15 protein-coding genes and 3 pseudogenes are annotated in these 16494 nt (G+C 61.9%); 6 read left to right on the top strand and 12 right to left on the bottom strand.

The genetic code is table 11. From position 1 onward, the window contains the following. Positions 1-23: 23 nt before the first annotated feature. Entirely contained in the window at positions 24-1454 is a 1431-nt protein-coding gene (locus G6N59_RS09805) for an ABC1 kinase family protein (RefSeq protein WP_179970291.1), read from the bottom strand. 81 nt (positions 1455-1535) lie between these two features. Here G6N59_RS09805 and G6N59_RS09800 point away from each other — a divergent pair, with 81 nt between their 5' ends. Continuing rightward, positions 1536-2129, top strand: a complete 594-nt coding sequence (locus tag G6N59_RS09800) for a TetR/AcrR family transcriptional regulator (protein ID WP_138232001.1) — start codon at positions 1536-1538, stop codon at positions 2127-2129. 211 nt (positions 2130-2340) lie between these two features. Here the strand turns inward: G6N59_RS09800 and G6N59_RS09795 are convergent, their stop codons facing one another. The 3 genes and pseudogenes from G6N59_RS09795 to G6N59_RS31855 form a co-directional block, all read right to left on the bottom strand. Next, positions 2341-2613 (bottom strand): hypothetical protein, encoded by a 273-nt coding sequence (locus tag G6N59_RS09795; protein ID WP_163911192.1) that lies wholly within the window; start codon positions 2611-2613, stop codon positions 2341-2343. Positions 2614-2676: 63 nt separating this feature from the next. Beyond that, a complete protein-coding gene (locus tag G6N59_RS09790; protein ID WP_235678741.1) occupies positions 2677-4869 on the bottom strand; it encodes an exonuclease domain-containing protein in 2193 nt (730 codons plus the stop codon). A 61-nt stretch (positions 4870-4930) separates the two neighbouring features. After that, positions 4931-5014, bottom strand: a pseudogene (locus G6N59_RS31855) (DUF4236 domain-containing protein); the annotation flags it as partial. Between the two features lie 405 nt (positions 5015-5419). Between G6N59_RS31855 and G6N59_RS09780 the strand changes: the two are divergent. Then, entirely contained in the window at positions 5420-5854 is a 435-nt protein-coding gene (locus G6N59_RS09780; RefSeq protein WP_163911184.1) for a DUF732 domain-containing protein, read from the top strand. A gap of 474 nt (positions 5855-6328) precedes the next feature. On the opposite strand, the gene G6N59_RS09775 is transcribed toward G6N59_RS09780, so the two are convergent. From G6N59_RS09775 to G6N59_RS09755, 6 genes are all read right to left on the bottom strand, one after another. Further along, on the bottom strand, positions 6329-6823 hold the full coding sequence (locus G6N59_RS09775) for a nuclease-related domain-containing protein (RefSeq protein ID WP_163911181.1): 495 nt from the start codon (positions 6821-6823) through the stop codon (positions 6329-6331). A gap of 20 nt (positions 6824-6843) precedes the next feature. Beyond that, a complete protein-coding gene (locus G6N59_RS09770) occupies positions 6844-7686 on the bottom strand; it encodes a hypothetical protein (protein WP_163911178.1) in 843 nt (280 codons plus the stop codon). A 353-nt stretch (positions 7687-8039) separates the two neighbouring features. Continuing rightward, positions 8040-8480 carry a lipoprotein LppJ family protein gene (locus tag G6N59_RS09765; protein WP_138231997.1) on the bottom strand — a complete coding sequence of 147 codons (441 nt, stop codon included), beginning with the start codon at positions 8478-8480 and terminating at the stop codon, positions 8040-8042. An 80-nt stretch (positions 8481-8560) separates the two neighbouring features. Next, positions 8561-9850, bottom strand: a complete 1290-nt coding sequence (locus tag G6N59_RS09760) for an alpha/beta hydrolase (RefSeq protein WP_235678740.1) — start codon at positions 9848-9850, stop codon at positions 8561-8563. Beyond that, complete coding sequence (locus G6N59_RS31105; RefSeq protein ID WP_235678739.1) at positions 9837-10355, bottom strand: WXG100 family type VII secretion target; 519 nt, start codon at positions 10353-10355, stop codon at positions 9837-9839. The genes G6N59_RS09760 and G6N59_RS31105 overlap by 14 nt, the downstream gene beginning before the upstream one ends. A gap of 49 nt (positions 10356-10404) precedes the next feature. Then, positions 10405-10704 carry a type VII secretion target gene (locus tag G6N59_RS09755; RefSeq protein WP_138231995.1) on the bottom strand — a complete coding sequence of 100 codons (300 nt, stop codon included), beginning with the start codon at positions 10702-10704 and terminating at the stop codon, positions 10405-10407. Positions 10705-10910: 206 nt separating this feature from the next. Between G6N59_RS09755 and G6N59_RS09750 the strand changes: the two genes are divergently transcribed. The 3 genes and pseudogenes from G6N59_RS09750 to G6N59_RS31850 form a co-directional block, all read left to right on the top strand. Beyond that, the gene (locus tag G6N59_RS09750; protein WP_138231994.1) at positions 10911-11147 is read left to right on the top strand and encodes a hypothetical protein; all 237 of its coding nucleotides are present in this window, start codon (positions 10911-10913) and stop codon (positions 11145-11147) included. Between the two features lie 1106 nt (positions 11148-12253). Then, entirely contained in the window at positions 12254-12409 is a 156-nt protein-coding gene (locus G6N59_RS09745) for a hypothetical protein (protein ID WP_163910710.1), read from the top strand. A gap of 9 nt (positions 12410-12418) precedes the next feature. Next, positions 12419-12533: pseudogene (locus G6N59_RS31850) on the top strand (IS630 family transposase); the annotation flags it as partial. Between the two features lie 30 nt (positions 12534-12563). Here the strand turns inward: G6N59_RS31850 and G6N59_RS09740 are convergent. Next, complete coding sequence (locus tag G6N59_RS09740; protein ID WP_138231992.1) at positions 12564-13949, bottom strand: aspartate aminotransferase family protein; 1386 nt, start codon at positions 13947-13949, stop codon at positions 12564-12566. Beyond that, positions 13946-14466: pseudogene (locus tag G6N59_RS09735) on the bottom strand (Lrp/AsnC family transcriptional regulator). Before G6N59_RS09735 ends, G6N59_RS09740 begins: the two are co-directional and overlap by 4 nt. Positions 14467-14580: 114 nt before the next feature. On the opposite strand from G6N59_RS09735, the gene G6N59_RS09730 reads away from it, so the two are divergent. After that, on the top strand, positions 14581-16074 hold the full coding sequence (locus G6N59_RS09730) for a gamma-aminobutyraldehyde dehydrogenase (protein ID WP_138231991.1): 1494 nt from the start codon (positions 14581-14583) through the stop codon (positions 16072-16074). Positions 16075-16494 lie beyond the last annotated feature (420 nt).

Here is a 16494-nt window from a genome sequence, read left to right as displayed (position 1 = left end):
TCGCGGTCGACGCGGGCTGTTGGTCAGCATCGGGACGAACCCCGCGCGGCAGTGTGGTCATCCAGCGCGCCGGGCAGTCCCCGTGCGCGCACCCAAGCGTGGTGGAGCCTGCCCAGTTCGGTGGTCGGTTGAGCGATTCCGTCCATGTCGTCGTTGATTGACCGGGCCGCAAGTGTGGCGGTCAGTCCGCCGCAAATGTTGGTCAGCGCCTGTTGGACTCGCGGGGCGAACACGTAGTCGTTCGGCGCGGACATCCGGGTTAATGGATTGGCTGCGTCGAGGCTGAACAGCCATCGTGCGGATCGGGCGCCACTGTCAGGTGTGTAGGTGACTGGTTGCGGCTCGGCGATCAGCTCGTAGAACACTTGCACGTAGAACGCGTGGACGTCGCCTCCGGTGAGCGGCGAATCGGCGGTGATGAATCCGGCGGCCACCATGTCGGCGCGCAGCTCGTCCTTTCGGTCGTCGACGACGTTGCGCACCACAGACACCCACTGTCGGCGCTTGCTTTCGGGGAGGACTTTCACGCAACCGAAGTCGACGAAGCCGACGGTGCCATCGGGGTTGAAGCGGTAGTTGCCGGGGTGTGGATCGGCGTGCAGCAGGTTGGCGTGGCGGAAGTTGCCCCACGAGAACCGCAGTATCGTCTCGGCCCACGTGTTTTTCAGATCTTGATCGGCACGTTGTGCGGCTGCCCAGTCCATCCCGTCGAGGTAGGTCATCGTCACGATGCGGTCGGTGGATGCGTCGTCGATCACCTCGGGAACGCGGATGAACGGGTGGCCGCGATATAAGTCGCTGAACTTGGCGATCATGGCCGCCTCGCGGCGGTAGTCGAGTTCTTCGGCGATCCGTACGGTCAACTCGCGAGCCAACGTCCGCGGGTCGAACACCATGCCCGAAGCTGAGGTCACAAAGCGAAGGAACGTCGCGACCAGCTCGGTGTTGGCCAGATCGTGGCGAATGGCTTCGGCTACGCCGGGGTATTGGATCTTCACTGCGACCCGGCGGCCGTCGTGAAACACGGCCCGGTGCACCTGCCCAATCGATGCGGCGGCGATCGGTACGTTCTCGAAGTCGGCGAAGTGCGCTGCGGCAGAGCCGAGTTGGTCATCGAGAATCTCGTGCACCAGCTCCGGCGCCATCGGCGGGGCATCGGACTGCAAGCGCGTGAGGGCCTGCTGGTAGGGAGCGAACCCGCCCGTCCCGAGACTTTGCATGTCGACCATCGACGCGAGCTGACCGATCTTCATCAGCGCGCCTTTGGAGTGCCCGAGCAAGTCGGTGTACCGCTCGGCGGTGCCCTCATGGAACCGCTGCACTGCGCCGTCATCCCCGGCGCGTTCGCGCAGCCCGGCAATCAATCGGCCACCAGCCGCGCGGGCGGTGAACCCAGCCAGCGGCATCGTCCGGCGTAGTCGGCCTTTCGGCACTGGTATCTCGTGCTGTGGCATCGAATGACTCCCGCTTGATCAAACCCGCGTAGTACAGTGGACTCGTACACACAGTAAGTGATCACTTGCAGGAGGTCAACGATGGCGGCCACACCCACCCGGGAACGGCTTGTCACCGAAGCAATGAAGCTGTTCAGTGACAAGGGTTTTGAGGCCACCAGCATCTCCCAGATCGAGTCGGCCGCGGGGCTTTCGGCCGGTTCGGGCGCGCTGTACCGGCACTTCAAATCCAAAGACGCGCTACTAGCGGCCGGGATCGACCGGCAGCTGGATCGCCGCTCGGCGATGGCCGACATGCGCGCCCTGTTCGCCGGGCTCGGAGACCTGCATAGCGAGCTCACCGTGCTCGGCCGCTACCTGCTGACGGTGATCGATCAGGAAAGCGAACTGCTGCAGATCGCCGCGCGCACCCCCGCGGGCATGTCTGAGCACCTCGACACCGCGTATGCCGCCCTAGTGGAGGGACTCACCGCCGAACTCGCCGGCTGGATCGCCACCTGGGGTCCGCAACTCGTGGAGACCGAAACCGCGACCCTGGCCGCGCTCGGCGTCAACGCTCTGCTCGGCGAACGCGTCGGCGCCAACCTCTTTCGCCGCACCGCGAACCCGATACCCGACGACCGTTACCTCGCCGAATGGACCACGGTGCTCGCTGCCCGAATCCAACGCCGGTGAGCGGTGGCGCCCGATTCGACCCCAGCGACTACGCGACAGAAAGCAATTCGTGTACAACCGTGCGGTTCTAGGATTCGCCATCCAGAATGCAAAATTCCGTCCGCCAAATCTGATGCAATCAAGCAAAGGCCCAGGTCGAGACTGTGGAAACGACATGCAGAAATGCAACCTACAGAGGGAGGGGCTGCAGAGAGTCGCCCTGCCCCCGGCCTCATTCATCCCAGGCTGGTGGTCCTGGGTCGTCGTCGAGTTCTACTGGCCGCCAGGTTGGCCGCCAGTACGCGTCGGCTTCGGCTGCGCGTTGTTCGCGCAATGCAGCGGACGCAGCGATTTGCTGTTGGCGTTCAAAGGCTTTCATCTCTTCCTCGCGGATCGCTTCGTTGATCTGTATCCAGCCTTGTGCGGGATTGATCAACGGAATGCCGAGTGCGCGCGCGGTGGTGTGCCGAGAATCAGAGGAGTCAGGGTGAGAGTGACCATCCATTGGACTGTTTTCGTGATCTTGATCGCCAGCTTTGCCCCGTATGCCTCGGCGTGTTCGCGCAAGTCAGTGATGCTGGTGTCGTCGCCAACGATGGCAACGCGTAGGTTTCGAAGGTAGCGAGCTTGCTCCGGTGGGGTCGGTTCGGAGCATTCCTCGATGACTTGGTGGATTGTGTCCGCAAGCGTAGCGAGTCCGAGGCCGTCTGCGAGCAGGAACATTTCGCGTCGGTGTGTGGCGGTGAATGATGCCAAGTCGGCAGTCTTGGCGTCTGGATAGGTGTTGTCCCAGGCCTGCTGGTGCAGCATGCGCAGCTGCGTTCCTGTTAATCGGGTCAGTCGGGCTTGTTTCGTTAGAGTCGGCTTCTTCGTAGCTGAGTCGACCGTCTTCGACAGCATGTGCCAGCAGGTTCCGGTACGTATCGACCTCAGTTGGGTCGCCGTGCCGGGGCGTGGGTGATTGAGGGAAGGCGTCAAGCAGTTCAGCAACTGAGGCACGAATAAGAGGCACTGGGCGGCAAGAGATCTGGCACTGCTCAACCGGCACAGCAGATTCAGTCGTCGACGGCGGCGCCATGGTGAGGTGCAGCGGAGCAGGGGATTGGGCCAGCAGCCAGAGGAAGACTTCGCGTACGGCGCGCGCGTCAGCGAGCGCGTTGTGCTGGTGATCGATCCAGCGTCCGGTCGCGGTCTTGTACATGGCGGTCAGGCTGAATGCGCGGCCGTCCAGTTGACGGCGCGCGGTACCCAGTGTGCAGATGGCGAGTGCGTTCCGAGGCACGCGTAGACCGGCACGCTGCGCGGCAGTCACCAGGAAGTCGCTTTCGAATTCAAGGTTGTGCGCAACAAGCACCGTGCCGGCCATGAATGCGAAGACTTCGCACAGGACTCGCTCGGTGTCGGGTGCGCCCGCGAGGTCGGCATCACTGATGCCGTGCACGGCAAGGGCGCCGGGACTAGATCCTGGGTTGTTGATTAGTGTCGCGAACTCATCGACGATCGTGCCGTCGGCGGTGAACTTGACCAGGCCGATTTCGACGATCCGATCGGTCCGGGGATCCAATCCCGTTGTCTCGATATCGATGGCGGTGAACGTCAACCCGTCGAGCGGGTACGGCGTCGGTTTTCGCGTTAACTGAGCGCATGTGATCGTCGGCCGGGACGGGGCCTGCATAGAACGTTTCTGGCTCTGCTTGGAGCGCGGCTGCGCCGCCGCTGGCCGGGGCACCAGCGGCGGCAGTCCTACCGGATTGGTGACGAACGCGGTGCTGCGCGGCGGTTGCGGTGGCCGGGGTGCAGGGTTCTTCAGTGGAGGATGGACCACCGGTGGCGGTGCGGCGGTGAGAGTGGGTGCATTGGACAGTGCGTGGCACACCGGTGCTGCAGCGTCCTTCCGCGATATCTGAAGTTGCCAGTGCAGTCCCTGGCGGCTGGTCAGATCGATTGTGCCGTAAAGCATTATGGGCAGCATCCGGTTGTTGTTGTACCGGCGGTCCGGTCCGCCTTTGACGTTGACGTACTGCCACGTGTAGTCCACTTTTTGGGCGTCCGCTGGCGGGGCGTTGTCCTCGATGAACCGCGTCACGCCAGAGTCCAGGCGCAGCTCGGCGTAGGTGATGTCGCTGAACTGATTACCTTCGCGAATCAGCACGCGATCCGGCAGAAAGTACAGGCCAGCGTTGCCGGCGACAACTGACGGAACAGCGATGTTGGTGGACAGCTGCGTCGGACCGGTGATGGTGGCGGGTGCGTTGAGCCGATTGATGACGCGGCCGGCGCCGGCATTCGTTTTGAATTGATAGGTGGTGGTGACGGCGCCGGATTGCATGATCCGCCACACGCGTTGAGATCCGGTGAGCCAGGGCCAGGTGGAGACGAGCTTGTCGAACCAGATGTGGTGGTCATCGTTGACGTCGTAGAAGAGCACCACGGTCTTGTGGGCACGGTCATTGAGTACCAGCCAGACGCACACTGGCGCGAGAATGATCCACAGGATCAGTCCGAATGGCATGGTCACCAGACCGAGCAGGACCGATGCTGCTACGGCCCACCACCCCCACGGTGTTCGAGCCGCGGCGGCGTTGAGTTGCTCAACGATGTCGCCACCACCAGTGGGAGCTAATTCCATAGCGGTACTGCCGGTCACGTCCTCCATGACGATGCCGCTCGGACGCACGTCGGCCGGCAACCATTGCGGCGAGGGCAGTCGGACAGCAGCTTGATGTGGCGAAGAGCCGCCTAGCGTTGCGCGGTAGTACACGCCGCCGCGTCCCATATGCACGTAATTGCCGCGTGGGCCGGTGCCCTGCGGAAGCCGGGATGCCGGCACTGACCCCGATCCCAGATCTACTCAGATTGAAGCGAAACGGACCTGCTTTGATGCTCTTGCGGATGTAAAACCCCACCGAACTCCTCCCGTCTCCCTCCTGTCAGGATGCTGCCACCAGCGGTGGTCCACGGTGGCCCAATCAGCCAACTTGCGTGCTTATGGCGCCCACTTATGCAGTAGGTGGCTAGCGAAGACTCACGCGCCTTAATGACTCGGAATGTCGTCGATCTCGGTTGGTGAGTTGCACTGTGGCACAGTCGGTATGCGGGGCCTTGGCTGGGTCTGATGTTGCGAGGGTGAGAGCGTCGGTATGAAGTTCGGTGGTTCGGGCGGCCTTGTACGCGTACTCACTGGTGGGGACGTGGTGCCCCCGGTGGGGCGTGACCAGGGGGAGTTCGTCTGAAGGGAGCGCTCAATGCGGAACTTGGCGGTTAGCTGAAAGCTCGCGTCTCCGAAAACGTACGGAGCTACGCTGCGGCGGGTGAGCAAGCTGACAGACGGGCAGCGCCGTGGCGTCGTTGTGCTGGGCATCGTCATTTTCGCCTTCTGGCACGGCTGCTCACACAGCTCGACCAGCTCGGCGCCGAGCACGACTCCGGCCTCATCGACCAGCACAGCGACGGCCGCGGCACCACAATCTACCGAGACACCCATTGTGACACTTCAGCCAAGTCCGGTCAGCGACAAAGACCGCGCGTTCCTTGCGGCCATCGCCGGCGATGGCATCACCATCAACGACGACAACGTGGTGCTGCTCGGGAACACTGTATGCGTGACGTTGGATATGCCAGGCCAATCAATCTGGAGCGTCACCCAGCAGGTTGAACAGATGCGCGGGTGGACTGTTGTTCCGGCGACTCACTTCGTTGACCGGGCGATACAGAACCTGTGCCCCGACCACACGCCGACGCCATAGAGAACCTGTCGTGACTGAGAACTATCGCTGGTCGCCCCACGTGACTTGCTGGCAGAGCATCCCGCTGATGCCAAGGCGCAATGCAAACTGCTGTTGCACTTGACTATGCGCTTGAGGCGCTGGTCAACATAGTTGGGTGTTATCGGCGGCCGCGCGTCGGCGATTTGGCCAGCACGGCTTGCTCGGGGCCGGTTGTGTCCAGAGGTCGCGCTGAGGGCCGACTCGCGTTGAAGTCGCGAGGTTGTCACCTCAACCATCCACTCCGCTGCTCAGCAAGTTCGACGCAGTAGCACAGCACCCCAATGGCGGTGGTACGCGTGTGTCTAATGCACGAACTCGACGTTGTTGGAGTCTGCCGTCAGAATTCGTGATCACACGGGAATTGTGGGCGATCGCTACTTTGACCGGTCTCGAATGAATAGAGAGCAGTCCGATGCCTGATCCGATCAGGCGAGTTGAGCCAATCCTGATCGATCATGTCCTTGACGAGGGCAAGGGCATCACCGGGATGTCTGCAGTCTCTTCGGCGGAATTCAGATACTGCAAGCCCTCGACGACTACGACGCCGACATCGACGGCTCTGTCGAGCCGCGGCCGGAGCCACTGTACCTTCGACGACACCTTACTTCGCCAGGAATCGGCATCGTCGGGGGAGATTCGTCCAAACATGTTCGTGGGCTTAATCATTGCTGAGACAGACTTGCATTCGATGACAAAACACCCGTGTTCACCGATTGCGAGGACATCAACCTGTCCTGATAGGGGAGGGCCACCTGTTGGCGTGGCTAACCGACCGTTGATAGCGTCGCGCAAAACGTCTGCACCCGGACCCTGCGGGTCCCAGTAGCCAGACATGGACACCGGACCACTCGCGAAACCCCGCGATCGAAAGAAATCATTGACTTCGTCTTCAAACGGTTGGGCGATCGCAGCTTCCCATTGGTTTTCCAGGCGGATCGCTTCAAGCATGAACGGCGCTAAAGAATCTGCTACCAATGCCGTTGAGGTCGCCCACAGGTCTTCGTTGATCGGTAGGAGCGGAAACGCGGTAAGCGCTGCGTCTTCGGTGGCAGCGCCCACCGTATGCGACCGGCCATCAGTGCGTGGATATCGTCACTGGTATAGCTGATGTGCGCGTTACCTGCTGGGCCCGTTGCGTTGAGCTGGAGGTAGAACTTTCGGGGAAGTAGCACGAGGTCGCCAGCCGGATTGTCTGCGTTGAACCGTGAGATCGAGGCGGGCAGAGCCAGGCGCACATGCAGTCCTACCCAGACGTCGCGCGCCTGAGCCGATACCCGCGACAGATGGCGAAACTGAGGTCCCAGATCGCTTGGCTGCAAGGTGCCGGCCAGGATGCGAGAGATCGCGACCAGCCGACGGTCAAAATCGAGATTGAAGAGTGAGTGTGCGTCTGGAGCAGTCTGGAGCGATTGTCCGCGTTGGAACAAGACGATGCGTTGCCGTTCAACAGTCCAGTCTTCGGCCTGCTGTGCCTCCAAGGCAAGTTCTCGGTGTAAATAGCTAACTAACGCAACAAGATCACCGTACGCGCGGCCATCTCCATTGTAACCCGAGCGCATCAAGGTGATTATCGATCGTTTGATGACCGGTCGTACCGCTATCAATGAGTCATCATGGAGGCTTCGCGACCAGAGCTCAACCAAAGTGGGCATCGCCATTTCTGAACTGGGTAATTGCCGCGGCATCTCAATCTCGGTATTCGCCGGTGAATTCAGTATGCCTCCCGACAGGAGATCTCCGGCGAGGCGGTTCGTGGCCGCTGTCGAGCGTCGCTGGATGCGGTTGAGGCGGGCGATGCTATAGCCAGCCATTGTTCCCGAACCCCCGTTTATCCGCTCCCAAAAGATGAACCAATCATTCAGCTGATACAGCGTCTAGTCAAGGTGGTGCCGACTGGCATCCATTCACCTTTGATGGCTCATGCGTCGTCTCCACCTTCGCGGTGGAATTGTATAGTGCCACAAGGCCACTCAAGCGATGGGCACGAATTTCGTGGCTATCGGTGCACAACGTAAGTGGGCGTTATTGGTAGTTGGTTGCCGCCAAATACCGGCGGCAGTGCTGCAGGAGTCGTCGTCTGGTGTCGGTAATTTGCCTAGATCGCGGGATCCGGCATACGTAGATACCCGTTTTGGCAAGAGTCGATCAAGTCATCGGGCCGGTTTCAATTGATGGTGAGTGTCTCGTTGCCGCCTTTGGTGGCCTTGGTGGTGGTGGTGTCGCGGCACTCGCCGTAGAGCTCGACCGACGCCATTGGGACGCTGGCATCGGCCGGCGACAGGGAGGCATTGACGCCGCCTTTTTTCAATGTCAGTGCGTGGCTTTTGAAGTCACTGTCCGTGGCCCATCCACCGTTTCGGAGGCGTTGTGTCATGTCGTCGAACGCGTCTGCCGCGGCGTGGGGATCGGTGGGCGGTTGATAGGAGATTCTGACGACGCCACGGAACGGACCTTCGTCGCCGTCGCTGCACGATTCATGCCAAAAATAGGCCGATACAATGGGTTTGGCGATGAGGTGGCTGACCTCGGTTGCGGCGTCGACGACTTGGCGCCGGGATTGTTCGGGTGTCATCGGGTTGGTCACGCCGTTGGCGAGTGAATTCACTGTGTCACATCCTGCCAGTAGGACCGCTGCCGCGGTGAGGATCACTGCACGTCGGGTTCGGGTCACGGTGTCGGACTCCTTCATTTGTGCTCATGACCGCTTGTCGGTGGCCGGTACAACTCGGGGTCGAAATCGGTCGACGGTAGGCCCGGGATGAACGATGGCACGTGGATCCGGTGCGGTGCGGTCATGCCGTCGTGCTCCAACGCATCTCCGTGTCCGGAGGCGATGTCCCCGATGCTGAACAGCGATTCGGTCCCGCGATCGTAGTAGTGACTGTGATCGGTGAAGGTCAGGCCTGGCACTTCGGCTTTGAACCTCGTCGATCCGAACCCATCCACTGACGGATCGGCCCCGAGCGCGACCGTGATGCCCGTGCCCGGTACGTGCGATTGCGCCATGCCGCCCAACGTGGTGATCGGGTCGGTCGACGCTGAGCCGACATAGACGTGCCCGCCGGGGTTGAGGTGGAAGTCGTTGGCGTTGCGCGCCATATCCGTTCCCGGGCATCCCACCAGGACGGCGTTATCGATGTGCATGCCGTACCCGGCGGCCGCATCGGCGACCGTGGTCGATCCGTAGGAATGCCCGATCGCCGTGATGTGCTGGGTGCCCACCTTGGGATCGTGGGTGGCGCTTAGTGCGTTGACGTCGGCGGCCAGCAGTGCTCCGCCCTGGTGGGCCAGCCCGGTTTGCGCTACTTGGGGATCGAGCAAGCTGTCCGGGGCGTCGTAGCCCATCCATGCGATCACCGAGACGGGCTTGCTGTGGTCGGCGTTCTTGGTTTCGGTGTAGATCTGGGAGGCATCGGTTGAGCTCAGCCAGCCTTCGGTGACGCTGTGGCTGGTTCCCGGGACGACAACGGCGGTGTTGACTGCTTCGTCGGGGTTGCCGATGGCGATCGCGGCGCGGCCGGCGCCTCCGAACTTGTCGGGTTCGTAGACCTGAAGGAAGGTCGGCGCACCCGTTCTTTCCGCGTTTAACGCCAGTCCCTCTTTGACCTTGACCGCGTTGTTGTAGCGGTTCATCATCTCGCCGGCCATGCCGTACTGCTCGGGATGCGCCAGCACCTCCTCCACGCTGACACCGCGGGCCTTGGCGACCTCAGCGGGGCGGTCGAGGTCCTGTTGCATGACCGCCTTGTTGGCCGTGCTCCGGTCGGCAACCGGGATGCCGTTGAGGTTGCCGAGCCGGTCAGGCCAGTCATGCAGCAGCTTGTCCTGTTGTTGCTTGTCGAGCGATTTCCACCACTTGTTGACCTCTTCGGGACTCTTACCGGTCGGGATCTGCGAGCCGTCGTCATAGGGCAGTTTGTCCTGCGGCAGGTCACCGATGCCGAGCTTGGTCGGCCCGCCATCAAGGCCGCCCACCGCGGTGCAGGTCTTTGGAGAGCTGCCGGTCGGTGGTGTCGAAGAACCCCAGCAGCGTCTTGACTGCGACGGAATTGGAGGCCGCGAGCTGCATCACCTTCATCTCATTGACCGTGCTGGCTTTGGCGTATTGATCCAGCGGGCCGCCTGGACGCACCGAGACGCTGCCGTCGGGGGCGACTTGCCAGCCCTGACCGGTCAGCTGGCTGACGGTGTTGACGACGTTGGCCCGGTCCGCTGCTAGTCGCGTGCCACCATCGTTGAGCACGGCCGGGGTGCGGGTGAGGGCGTCGTGGATCTGTTGCATCCGCGCGATAGTCGGGGCCACCTTGGCTGCTGCGGCATCAGACGCGGTGCCCTCCCAATTCTTTCGCAGCCCGTCAGTGGTGGCGCGCTGCGTGTCGATCTGGGTGGCCAAGCTAGCAGCCTTGCCGCGCAACTCGGTGGCCGATTCGGTCAACGCTTCGGGCCGCGACGCCTCGACTTGGGGGACGGTCACCGTCATCCGTGACGCCGAACTTTCATCTCGCCCAATTGTGCTGCAGCGCAACCCATTATCGAAGATGCCTGCTCAACTTTTCGCCGAGTTCCTTGTCGGCGCGCTGATACATGTCGGCGGCCTTCGACAACTTGTCGGCGTGCGCAGCCAATTCCTCATGTGTGGCAGATGATGCGGCGTCAAACAGGTCGCCTACCATCGAGCACCCGGTTTCGCTGTGCAGGCCGGACACTCCCTCGCCGGCGCTCGCCATTGACTGCCCCACCGCCAAAGTCGAAATGGCCGATGCGACGGTGGTTTGCGCGCGGGAGGCATGACGAAGTGCGTTGGGGTCGACGCGCAACACCGATGCCATACCCACGATCCTAAGCCCGGCATCTCAGCCATTCCTGCACCAAAATTACTTAGGGGTGCCTGTTGTGGCTTGACCGGCTGGGCTGCGCGTTGCGATGGACGGCTGGGCCAACGGCTCAGTCGGTCGCTGCCGGTTTGGCGTTGTCAGCGGTTGCACCCGGTGCTTATGACACGAGCAAAACACTGGAGTGAGAGACAATGATCGACATGGCTGGGCATGAAGCCGCTTCAGGAGATGTCGCGGCGCTGCATGACTCAACTGTCGCCGCCGGCAGCGTGACCAACACCGACGCGTGGGCTCATGCTGCGCTCTTCACTGCGGCTGGGCTGATGCTGATCCTGGGTGGAGTCCTTGCGCGCTGTATCGGCTCACGCTGGGCGACTGCGGAGCTTGTTGCTGGCGCAGTGCTCGCGTCCCAACCGTCATGGGCCGCCGAACAATGAACCCCAGCTGGTCAAAATCCACTTTCCGATAACTGAGCAGATTTCACTTGCCGTCGACACCAATGTGGGAGGGCCTGAATTGAACCCGCTCGATGTTGGGCGGACGATACGTCAGACCTTTAGCTGCATTCCGCGTCGAGCGTTACATCGTCTCGATCGCGGGAGCCTGCGTGGTCGAATTGGTTTCCCGCATGGCAATTTTCGGCCGATGCTTTGCTGATGTGTCACTGTTGCGCGGGTGTAACGACGTAAGGTGTGGGCTTCCAATCGCGCTGCGTGCGGTGTTCATGTTGTGGGGCAGCATCATTGTGACGACGCGGACCGGCTCGCCGTTTGAGGCAGCGGCGATCGTTTCCACGAGCGGTGTTGCCGTGGGCGATCAGGATCGTCGCCGATACCGTCAAGTCTGTTGTCGAATTTCGGACAAGTTTTTCGCAGCAGGCATTCGGTTGCCGCAATGTAATTGGCGATACCGGCAATTAGCCGTGGTGTATGACGGGCCCCACTAACCGCCAGCCTTGGTAATCCCGATCACTAACATGCTGTCGCTTTGCGAAACCCTCGATTCGGCCGTCAATAATTGCCTCGATAGCTGAGAGCAAAATTAACGTGAGTGGTAGTCGAAATTGCCACCGAAGTGATTCCCGGCGGCAGTCGGCCATCGGCCTGTGACGCGCCACCGCTTTGGTGGCCGGCCTGGCGTGGTCGTTTGCGCGGCGCTGTGCCGTGGCCGCTTCTTCGGAAACATGGTGTGACCAGTACTATGTTGGGACGCGCCGCGTTCGGGTGGGGCGATGACATGCCCCAGGAGGATCCCTTGAGTCGTTCGCGCGCCGTTGCTCCATGTCTGAGAATCCTCGTTGGCGACGGTCGTGCTGCGCATGAGTAGCGAGCCCGAAACACTGGATATGGTTATCGTTAAAGCCTTTGCTAGACGCCCAGCATCCGGCGAGCGCGCCGTGGATGGCGGTGCGTTCCTCCCCGGCCGAGAGCAACTACCCTCGCCGCCTCGCCAAGGCACGACGCCCTCCAAGCAAGTCGATCTAGTTCGACATCCACGAACGAAAAGTCGTGGGTGGTCGCGGCCGGCACCGTATTGAGCGCAGTTGTCCTTCTCTGGTGTGCTGGTGGGGTCGAACGGCGGCCGCCGGCGGGCGCAGAGCCAAAGTCATCACGTGTACGCCACCGCGCCCGTGCCGGTCGTGGTGATCGCCGACCTCGTTGTCCGCGCAGGCCACTATCTACGCGACGGCCTGGGTTGACCACAGTTGCTGCTGGCCCATCCACGGTTCGTGCCGCAGTTCACCCGACCAGCTCAACCTGGTTCAACGGTGGTTCGCCGAGCTGACCACCAAGAAACTGTGCGGCGGCACCCACACCTCGGTGCTCCTGCAGACGAGTTAACGACTCAGGACACTAGAGGCGGCGCCCTGCTTCGTCGAGGACGTTGTGCAGGATGTCATAGATCGCTTCGAACTCCTTCTGGCCGCTGATCAGCGGCGGAGCCAGCTGGATCACCGGATCGCCACGATCGTCCGCGCGGCAGTACAGACCCGCCTCCCACAGTGCGGGGGTTAGGAAGCCGCGCAGCAGGCGCTCGGACTCTTCGCTGTTGAAGGTCTCCCTGGTGGCCTTGTCTTTTACGAGTTCGATGCCGTAGAAGAATCCCTCACCGCGGACGTCGCCGACGATCGGAAGGTCGTACAGCTTCTCGAGTGTTGCCCTGAATATCGGGGCGTTCGCTTTCACGTGAGTATTGATGCCCTCACGCTCGAAGATATCGAGGTTGGCCAGCGCGACCGCGGACGACACCGGGTGTCCGCCGAAGGTGTAGCCGTGGGCGAACATCGTCTTGCCGTCGTTGAAGGGTTCAAACAGGCGGTCGCTGGCGATCATCGCGCCGATCGGGGAGTAGCCGGATGTCAAACCCTTTGCGCTGGTGATGATGTCGGGGATATAGCCGAAATCATCGCAGGCGAACATCGAGCCGATGCGGCCGTAGGCGCAGATCACCTCGTCGGACACCAGGAGTACGTCGTAGCGGTCGCAGATCTCACGGACTCGCTGAAAATATCCCGGTGGTGGTGGGAAGCACCCGCCGGCGTTCTGCACTGGCTCCAGGAATACTGCGGCGACGGTATCGGGACCCTCGAATTCGATGGCCTCGGCGATGCGGTCGGCGCAGTACTGGCCGAATGCCTCCTGGCTGTGTGCGTAGGCGTCGGGCGCCCGGTAGAAGTTGGTGTTCGGTGCGCGAAAGCCGCCGGGGGTGAGCGGTTCGAATGGCGCCTTGAACGCCGGGATGCCCGTGATTGCCAGTGCACCCTGAGGGGTCCCGTGATACGCGATGGAACGCGAAATCACCTTGTGCTTGCCGGGTTTTCCGGTCAACTTGAAGAACTGCTTGGCCAGCTTCCATGCACTCTCCACCGCTTCGCCGCCGCCGGTGGTGAAGAAGACTCGATTCAGGTCGCCCGGCGCATAGTTGGCGATGCGCTCGGCCAGTTCTATGGCGGGTGGAGTTGCGTAGGACCACAAAGGGAAGAAGGACAGTTGCTCGGCCTGCCGGGCAGCGGCCGCCGCAAGTTCCTCGCGCCCGTGTCCGACCTGTACGACGAACAGGCCCGAAAGCCCGTCGATATAGCTTTTGCCCCGGTCGTCGAAGATGGTGACGCCCTCACCGCGGGTGATGATGGGCGGGGCGATATCGGCCCCATGACGGGCGAAATGACCCCACAGATGCCGTTTGGCCTTCGCCGCTAGGTCGGTTGAAAGTGATTGTGCTGCATTGATTGTTGTCATCGCGTGCCCCAGTTGTATTGCTGTTTGACGAGTTTGAGGTAGACCAGCGTTTCGGTGGATAGCACCCCCGGTACGGCTCGAATCTTGCGGTTGAGCAGGTCGAGCAGGTGGCTGTCGTCTTCGCAGACGACTTCGATGATGATGTCGAAGGTTCCGGCGGTCAGCACGACGTAGTCGACGGAGGCAATGGCGGCAAGTTTGTCGGCGACCTCAGTGGTATCGCCGGTGCAACGAACGCCGATCAAGGCCTGGCGTCCGAAGCCCATTTGAACAGGGTCCGTCACCGCGACAATCTGCATGACGCCGCCGTCGACCAAGCGCTGGACGCGTTGTCGCACGGCCGCTTCCGACAACTCGACCGCTTTACCGATGGCGGCGTAGGACTGCCTGCCATCCTGCTGCAGTTTCTCGATGATCGCTTTCGAGAGTTCGTCGAGTTGGCATGCGGCGCCGCCCGAGACGGGTTACTTCGCCCAGGCATCGCAGTGGCATCGGGCGGTGCACCGGGGATGGCCATGGCATCAATCATGCACGGATTCCGTCGTTCGATACAAGTGATGCGACGGAATCAATCGTTCGTGACTCGATTTCAAGTGGAATCCGCACATGTGTTGGGGTAACGTGCGAGATCGTGAGCGCAGGTGGAGCCGAGGTCGTCGCCGGTAGTTTCATCGACGGAAAGACCGTGACAACGGCCGGGAGGCCGTTCGAGATCAGCAGTCCGGCCACGGGTGTTGTGGTGGCGTCATATGCGCTGGCCACGCCGGCCGATGTGGACGTTGCCGTGGCCGCGGCCCGCGCTGCACAGCCCAACTGGGCCCGGGCAACTCCGTCCGAGCGGGCCACGGTTCTGGCGCGGTTGGCCCGACTGACTGCCGAGAACGCTGACGAGCTCGTGGACCAGGAGGTTAGCCAGACCGGTAAACCGGTCCGGCTGGCGGCGAACTTCGACGTTCCCGGCAGCATTGACAACATCGACTTTTTTGCCGGTGCCGCCCGGCTCCTTGAGGGCAAGGCCACTGCCGAGTACTCGGCCGATCACACCTCAAGCATCCGACGTGAGGCGGTCGGCGTGGTGGCCACCATCACGCCGTGGAACTATCCCCTGCAAATGGCGGTCTGGAAGGTATTGCCCGCGTTGGCAGCTGGTTGTGCCGTGGTGATCAAGCCTGCCGAGATCACTCCTCTGACCACGCTCACCCTGGCCAGGCTGGCAATCGAGGCGGGGCTGCCTGATGGGGTGCTCAATGTCGTGACCGGGCTGGGCGCGGACGTCGGCACAGCGCTGGCTGGACATCGCGACGTTGACATGGTGACGTTCACCGGCTCGACGGCAGTTGGTCGGCGAGTGATGGCGGCAGCAGCGGCACACGGCCACCGCACTCAGCTCGAACTGGGCGGCAAGGCGCCGTTCGTGGTGTTCGACGACGCCGATCTGGACGCCGCAATCAACGGCGCAGTGGCCGCATCCCTCATCAACACTGGTCAGGACTGCACCGCGGCAGCGCGCGCCATTGTGGCGAGGCCGCTGTACGACGACTTCGTGGCTGGTGTCGCCGAGCTGTTCGGAAAAGCGGTCACCGGCGACCCGTATGACCCGCACACCGACCTGGGGCCGGTGGTATCGATGCCGCACCGGGCCAAGATCGCAGCAATGGTGGACCGGGCGCCGCAGCAGGGCGGCCGGATCGTCACCGGGGGCGCCCTGCCCGAGGGTCCCGGTTCGTACTACCCGCCCACATTGATCGCCGATGTCGCCGAGGACTCCGAGGTGTACCGCGACGAGATCTTCGGCCCCGTGCTGACCGTGCGGCCCTTCACCGATGACGACGATGCACTACGACAGGCCAACGACACCCAGTACGGGCTGGCGGCCTCGGCATGGACTCGCGACGTGTACCGGGCCCAGCGGGCAGCGCGCGAAATCCACGCCGGCTGCGTGTGGATCAATGATCACATCCCGATCATTTCCGAAATGCCACATGGCGGTGTCGGCGCTTCCGGATTCGGCAAAGATATGAGCGCCTATTCATTTGAGGAATACCTGACCATCAAACACGTGATGAGCGATATCACTTCCGTTGCCGAAAAAGACTGGCACAGAATTGTTTTTGCCAAGAGGTAGTAGTCCGCGCGATCGCCGACGCTAACCGCAGGTGTCAAACGCCTTGTGGAGCACTTCACTAGTACCGCGTCCGAGGAGTTCGGAGTCCGCGGAATCAACGTCAGCAACGTGGCGCTCGTCCTAAAGTTCTCGGCAGGGTCCGGAATGTGCACGTCCGTCCGAGTGTGGTTGCGTTGCAACATTATTCCGCCCAGCGGTCATTCGCCGACAGTCAGTTCGCTGATCCCAAAACCAGGCGATAGCCGCCATTTTGATATCCCGAGACAGGTGCGCCGACGCGCCGCCGACATAAATTTACTCGACACCGGTCTCCGACGTCTGATTCCGCTCAACCCGGCGTAGGACTTATCAAACTAATGGTGTGAACGGCGTCTTCGGTGAGGTTATTTCACTTCCCGGCACGCGGTGGGTAAAGGTAAT

The organism is Mycolicibacterium aubagnense (assembly GCF_010730955.1).
GTDB classification, from domain to species: domain Bacteria; phylum Actinomycetota; class Actinomycetes; order Mycobacteriales; family Mycobacteriaceae; genus Mycobacterium; species Mycobacterium aubagnense.
This window is presented reverse-complemented; position numbering and strand designations above follow the sequence as displayed.